Origin of the sequence: Streptomyces prunicolor NBRC 13075 (assembly GCF_000367365.1) — a bacterium.
Taxonomy (GTDB): Bacteria; Actinomycetota; Actinomycetes; order Streptomycetales; family Streptomycetaceae; genus Streptomyces; species Streptomyces prunicolor.
The window spans coordinates 1-6,441 of the sequence record NZ_BARF01000175.1; the positions used below are offsets into that span (position 1 = coordinate 1).

Here is a 6,441-nt window from a genome sequence, read left to right on the forward strand (position 1 = left end):
CACATCCCGCCCTCTGAAGGGAGACGGTGTCGTCCGTGTCCGGGAGCGTCAGCGCAAGACTGAGCCAGGCGCGGGAGTTCTCATAGGCGGTGACTTTCCAGCCCTGTCGCGTCAGCTCTTTCCGTACACGCCGCAACGCGGACACGGCCTGGTCACGGGAGACGCCCTTCAGCGCCCATTCATTGCCCACGCCAACGACATGCGGCAGGCTCGGTGGGGAGTCGCTCACCTGCTCGGACCAGTGCTTCAGCCCCCGGTAGTAGCAGCCGTCGACCTCCGAGCCGCCTCCGGGCCAGTCGGGATCCAGTTGAGCGTGTGGCAGACCAAGCGCGTCGTAGACAGCCTGAGTGTGGCCATCCAGCCGCTGCGCCGTGGCGGCCGGATCCGCGACGGGATACGGATCGCCCTCCCAGAGCCGCTCGGACCACCGGGCAACCCCCACCGTGCCCACCACCGCTCCAGCAAGCGCCAGCACCGCGGCCGACGCCACCAGGAGCCTGCGGCGCCGCCCGAGGCGATTGTGTCGCTGTGTCATGCGCAGCATCGTCCGTCGGGCGTCGCGAGGCCGGCATGAGTACCCGTACTCAACCGTCACCCGCACCGGCACCAGGGCGAGCACCGGCCTTGTCATGGGGTGAATCGTGCAGGTCACCGAACTGGTTGCGGCAACGCAAGCCCGTCAGACGGCCACGCTCAGGAGAACGTCCGTCAGTCGCTCCGCCGCGTACAGGCGGCCCACGGACCATGCCGCTCCGCCGGCTGCAGGCCGAGGAAGAAGTCCCCCTCCGCCCGCCCGCGGTACTTGAGGCCGTACCCCTGGGGGCGCACTGTCGCGCTGCGTCGAATGCCCTGCGACAGCGGGCCCGTTCTTCGTCGCTGGCCTCGGGATCCGGAGGAACCGTCCAGCCTGCTGCACTTCCGCGATCAAAGCGGCGCCGATTTCCGCCGGCGTCGGCCGCGGGGGCGTCACTGCGTGCTGCGGCGCCTGTTTCGTCGTGGGCGAGCTCGTGGCTTGCTCCTGCGTTGGAGGGGCCGGTCGTACCTCTGGCTCAGAAACCCTCGGACGCCGCCCATGCGGAGCCGGTTCAGGCCGGTCCGGATGATGGCCGTGCCTCAAAGGTGCAGCGAACGTTGCTCACCGGAAGCGACCGGGAGCCGGATCCCGAAGAGCACACCCAGTTGGCACCCAAATGGCTCTCCTAACAGGCCCGTAAAGCAAATCAGGCCCGGTGCTGATCTCTCAGCACCGGGCCTGACCTGGCGTCTTGCTGTCGGGGTGGCGGGATTTGAACCCACGACCTCTTCGTCCCGAATTAGGTCCGATCATGTTGCCCACCAGCTGCGAAGGATGTATGCCCAGGTCAGGCTGTTGGTGGCCGTTGGTCTCGGGTGGTGTCCCGAGGGCTCTGGGAGGAGATCTTCTCCCAGGTTTCTCCCAAGCGGCGGGGGGACGGCATGACGGTTGCTTCCGCACGCCGCGTCACGAAGGCGAATTTGCGCGATGCCGTACGCCGTCAGCGGCAGCGTGGCGCGTGGCACACCGCCGCCTACGCATCGCTCGCGCAGAGGAGATCGGCTGAACTGTCCTTTCAAGGACCTCGGCGCCTCTTTGCTCTGCCCGAGGGAGTTGGCCGAACCCGCGCGTGCACCTGCGCATTTGGAGCAAGAATGGCGGCCTGGTGGATCAACAAGACGCAGGGGGTGGAGTTCTACATGACGAGCCAGGTGGAAGTAGGCGGCCTGAGGATCGCCAAGGCACTGTCGTACGTGTGTAGCCATCGGGACGACCTCGCCGCGCTGCTCGACGAGGACGACGCCGCCTTATGTGCCGTCGAAGCCGCAGTTGGCGGGCCGCCCGCGGACGATATCTCGCTCACTGCCCTTCTGGACGCCTTGCACACAGCGGTTCGAGGTGCAGGTGACCCATCGGGGGTGTACGGAGGAACGGGCCGCGGCGTGATGCCGGCCGGCGTTGCCGATTTGGACGTCGTGTACCGGTGTCCCTTACAGCTATGCATCGGTCGATCCGGTCCTGAAGCGGATAACGACCTGCCACGCTGCCAGTTCGCCCCGGGGGAGACGGCGCTGATCCGGGAGAGGCTCCCGTAGTGGGAGGGCTGCTCAGTGAACTTGGCAAGAAGCTGGCCGAGCGGTGGCTGACTCTCCTCGTACTGCCAGGCGCGCTCTACTTGGCGGTCGCCGCAGCCGGACACATCCTCGGGCAGAGCGCCGCGCTGGACATGGGCCGGCTTACTCACGCGATCTCGGACGCTGCCCGGGCTCCCGTGGCGACCGCGGTAGGCGGCCAGGTCGTGCTACTCGCTGCCGTCCTGGCCGGTGCGGCCGCTGCTGGTCTGTCTGCCCAGTCCCTCGGCTCCTTAGTCGAGCGTGTGGCCCTGGCTGCCGGTTGGGGTGCATGGCCGTGGCTGTTCGGTGAGTTGGCTGAGCGGCACGTGGCACGCCGCCAGCGTCTCTGGGACGCGGCACGGGCGGAGTACGAAGCCCTGCGGCTTCTGGAACGCGCTCCGCGACCGGCCGACCGTCCCAGGACCCGGCAGCGTCACCGCGCTGCCCACAGGTATGAACGTATCTCCGTGGAGCGGCCTGAACGGCCGACTTGGAGTGGTGATCGGATCCACGCAACGGCGGTCCGGCTGGACCGAGACGCACATATCAATCTCCTCATCCTCTGGCCACACCTTTGGCTGGTGCTGCCGGAAGAGATACGTGGCGAGATCGGTACGGCCCGCGCCGCGTTGATGCGAGCTGCCGTCCTCGGTGGATGGGCCCTGCTCTATCTGCCTCTGGCCTGGTGGTGGTGGCCCGCAGCGCCGCTCGCCGCCACGATGGTGGTCGTCTCGGCACGTCGCCTCCGTACTGCCTCGGACACCTACGCCACGCTGGTGGAGGCATCCGTGCGCCTTTACCTGGCGGATCTGGCCGACAAGCTGCGCATCGAGGAACAGCCGCTGGGTCCTCTGCTCGGTGGCGAGGTCATGCGACGGCTGAGCAGCCCGGCGCCTGTGGCAGAACCGGCTTCGTGAGCTCCGTCGAATTCAGCGGCTCGCCTTGGCGGACATGGACAGCGCAGCAATCAGACCTATTGGAGACCGGGAAGGTACAGGACGGTTCATGCACGGGCGCGAGCAAGACTTCGCAAGGGAACACGAACTGGAGCAGCGGATTGCTGTAGTGGGGTTACGGCTCGAACGGCTGGCCCGTGAACAGGACCTTGGTGTGGTGCTGGAACCGGAAGCACTGGCAGAGGCCCGCCAACTTGCCGCAATACTCCGAAACGACGAGTCCGACCTGGAAGGTCATTACGTCCTCGGTTGGTTGTACGCCTTCAGGTACCGGGCACTTACCGAAGGGGCCGGGCAGCGGGACAGAGAGGAAGCCGTCGCGAAGTTCACGCCCTGCTTCGTGTTCGGCGCAGATGAGGAGGATCTGCCGGACGAACTGCTTCCAGACGTGGCTCAGCGCGCGCTTTCCTTTGTGTGGAGAATCCAGCAAGGGATGAACGCCTCGCCGAGCCCGGAGTTGCGCGCAAGAGTGACCGATCTCCTACGGCGCATCGCGGCCGCTATCCCCCGCGGCGAAACCGGGCACGCGGGAACGCTGTCTAATCTTTCTGTCCTCCTAAAATCCCACTTTGACGCGGGTGGCGAACCAACGGATCTGGATGCGGCGATCGACGCTGCCCTGGGCGCAGTGGAAAGCATGGAACCAGGGCATCCGAATCAGCCGGTCGTGCTATCCAACCTGTCAGGTGTGCTGATGGCACGCTTCACCTATGCAGGTAGGTCGGCGGACCTGGACGATGCGATCGATATCGGACGCTTGGCAGTTCGGGCTGCTGCGAGCTCTCCTGCTGACCGGGCTGCTGGACTCAGCAACCTGGGTAACGCGCTGAAGACCAGGTTCACCGAGAGAGGCATCCTGTCGGACCTGGACGCGGCGATCGAAGCCTTCCAGGAAGCGTCAGACCTGTGTGCCGGGGGCGACGAAAAGGCAGGAATCCTTCACAATCTTGGTATCGCGTGGCGGGCCCGATATGAGAGCACTGGTGTCCCTGCAGATCTGGAGAGCGCAATCGACTGTGGCCAAGCTGCACTCGAGGCTGCCTCCGAGGAACATCCTGGACGCTCCATATTCCTGTTTGGGCTCGGCGGCATCACGCTGACTCGATTCGAACGAACCGGGGAAACAGCTTATCTGGACCGATCCGTCAACGCGTTCCAGGAAGCTCTGGAGATTCTTCCGCCAGGGCATCGGGCTCGTGGGCTTCGTCTCTCCGGTTTGGGTCAAGCTCTCCTGGCGCGATACCGCATCGGCGGCGACAGGTATGACCTCGATACGGCCATCGAGATGAATCGTGCTGCCTCCGGAGAAATTACCCCGAACCAGACCGAATTCAACGCGGTCCTCAACAACTTGGCCATCTCTCTCGGGCAGCTTTTTGAATGCACTGGTGATTTGGCCGACCTGGACGAGGCAATCAGCGCCAGTCGCGCTTCCGCTCAGGCCACTGCGCACGGTCACGTCGACCGGCCGACCCGTTTGTCCAACGTCGGTCTGATGCTGTGGACTCGGTCCAAGCACACTGGGGCGATGTCGGACCTGGATGCGGCGATCGAGTTCGCGCACGGAGCTGTGAAGACGGCACCCCGTGAACACTCCGCCTTGGCGGCGATGCTGTCCAATCTCGGCGCAGTCTTGTTGCAGCGTTACGAACGGAACGGGGACCCTCAGGACCTCGACGAGGTGATCCGGAGGAACCGCGAGGTCCTCGGCATTGTGGATGCAAGCAGTCCTGACCGTCCTCGTTTCCTCGCGAATCTGTCCGCCGCCCTGTATGCCCGCTTCCAGCGCGCTGGAACCTTTGAGGACTTGGACGGCGCGGTTGCGGCGGGACAGGATGCGACCGCCACCGTTCCGTCCCACCACCCTGAGCGCCCGAGGTACTTGTCGTTGCTGGGAGGTGTGCTGACCGTCAGGTTCGAGAAGACCGGGTCTACTGCGGATCTGGATGACGCGGTGGTTGCGTGTCAGGCCGCGCTCGACATCTCGTCCGCGGAACATCCTGAGCGCGCCGACTACCTGTTCCAGCTCGGGACGGCCTTACACCGCCGTTATCAGCGGACTCACTTGAGACAGGACTTTGATCGTGCCCTGGCCGCCCACATGGAAGGCGCGCGAGCCGACGGGGCCAGGCCCTCGATTCGGATTCGGGCCGCTCAGGCAGCGGCCTCAATGACCGGACGGTCGGATCCTGATCTCGCAGCTGATCTCCTGGCCGGTGCCGTACGCCTGTTGCCCGAAGTGGCAGACCGCCGGCTGAGCCGTGATGACCAGCAGCACGCCATGGGTAAGTGGTCCGGGCTGGCCGGAGATGCCGTGGCACTGGCTCTTGCTTCTCACGAAGGCATACCCGCCGATCGGGCAGTGCGGGCACTGCAGTTGATCGAGGTGGGCCGCGGCGTTCTCCACAGCCAGGCGCTGGATATGCGGAGCGACCTCGCAGAGCTCCGCGAGTGCCATCCCGACCTGGCCCATCGCTTCGAGGTACTCCGGGACGAGCTTGACCGGCCGATGGACACGACCGCTGCCCCCGAGGATCCCATGGGGCAAGTCAGTACCGCCGTAGGTGCGGTCGACGCGGAGGAAAGTCGACGCGGCCTCGTTGGCCGGCTCCAAGTCACGCTGGACCGCATTCGAGCGCAGGATGGGTTCGCCAGTTTCGCCCGTCCCCCTGCCGTCGGTGACCTCTTGGCACAAGCTGCCTTCGGTCCGGTGGCGAGCTTCAACGTCAGCCGCTACGGCAGCGACGCACTGCTGTTGACGTCCGACGGAATCGAGTCCCTGAGTCTGCCCGGCCTCGCGTACGATCTCGTCGTCGACCGGATCCAGACCTTCCATCAGGCCCTGGAAGCCATTGCGGATCCGCGTACGACGCCTCGCGCGCGTAAGGACGCCCAAGCAGCGCTTCGCGCCGTGTTGGAGTGGCTGTGGGACGCTGCGGCCGAACCCGTCCTACACAGCCTCGGTTTCACTGGTGAGCCCTCCCCCGGACAGCCGTGGCCCCGCGTTTGGTGGGCGCCGGGTGGGCTCCTCTCGCTGCTTCCCCTGCATGCCGTCGGCTATCATGCCGAGCCGCTGCCGGCGGGCCTGGGGAAGGGGGAGAGGCGGACGGTCATGGACCGTGTCGTCTCTTCCTACACCACCACCATCCGCGCCCTGCACCACGCACGCCGTCACCACACCTCCGCGCCGTCCGTGAGTCGGTCGCTGATCGTGGCCATGCCCACTACTCCGGGTGTCCCGGGCCGCTTGGACCACGTCTCGGAGGAAGCCGCGATGCTCTGCAACCTGTTGCCGAGGCCGACGCTGCTCGTCGAGCCGGACGCCGCTGCTGACGGCAGGACTGGCCCCGGGGTTGAG

General features: G+C 66.0%; 3 protein-coding genes and 1 pseudogene. 3 read left to right on the plus strand and 1 reads right to left on the minus strand.

Annotated features, from left to right (window positions below):
• A pseudogene (locus SPR02S_RS54505) lies at positions 1–535 on the minus strand (hypothetical protein); the annotation flags it as partial.
• Between the two features lie 1,133 nt (positions 536–1,668).
• Here SPR02S_RS54505 and SPR02S_RS54510 point away from each other — a divergent pair.
• From SPR02S_RS54510 to SPR02S_RS63790, 3 genes are all read left to right on the plus strand, one after another.
• Positions 1,669–2,109: a hypothetical protein gene (locus SPR02S_RS54510; RefSeq protein WP_019065467.1), complete on the plus strand. Its 441-nt coding sequence runs from the start codon at positions 1,669–1,671 to the stop codon at positions 2,107–2,109.
• Complete coding sequence (locus SPR02S_RS58720) at positions 2,109–3,044, plus strand: hypothetical protein (protein WP_019065468.1); 936 nt, start codon at positions 2,109–2,111, stop codon at positions 3,042–3,044. The genes SPR02S_RS54510 and SPR02S_RS58720 overlap by 1 nt, the downstream gene beginning before the upstream one ends.
• Positions 3,045–3,132: 88 nt before the next feature.
• A partial coding sequence (locus SPR02S_RS63790) for a tetratricopeptide repeat protein (RefSeq protein ID WP_158698038.1) occupies positions 3,133–6,441 on the plus strand: 3,309 nt, incomplete at its 3' end.

Coding starts and splice junctions, on each gene's coding strand:
- SPR02S_RS54510 (WP_019065467.1), top strand. CDS start 1,669: ATGGCGGCCTGGTGGATCAACAAGACGCAGGGGGTGGAGTTCTACATG.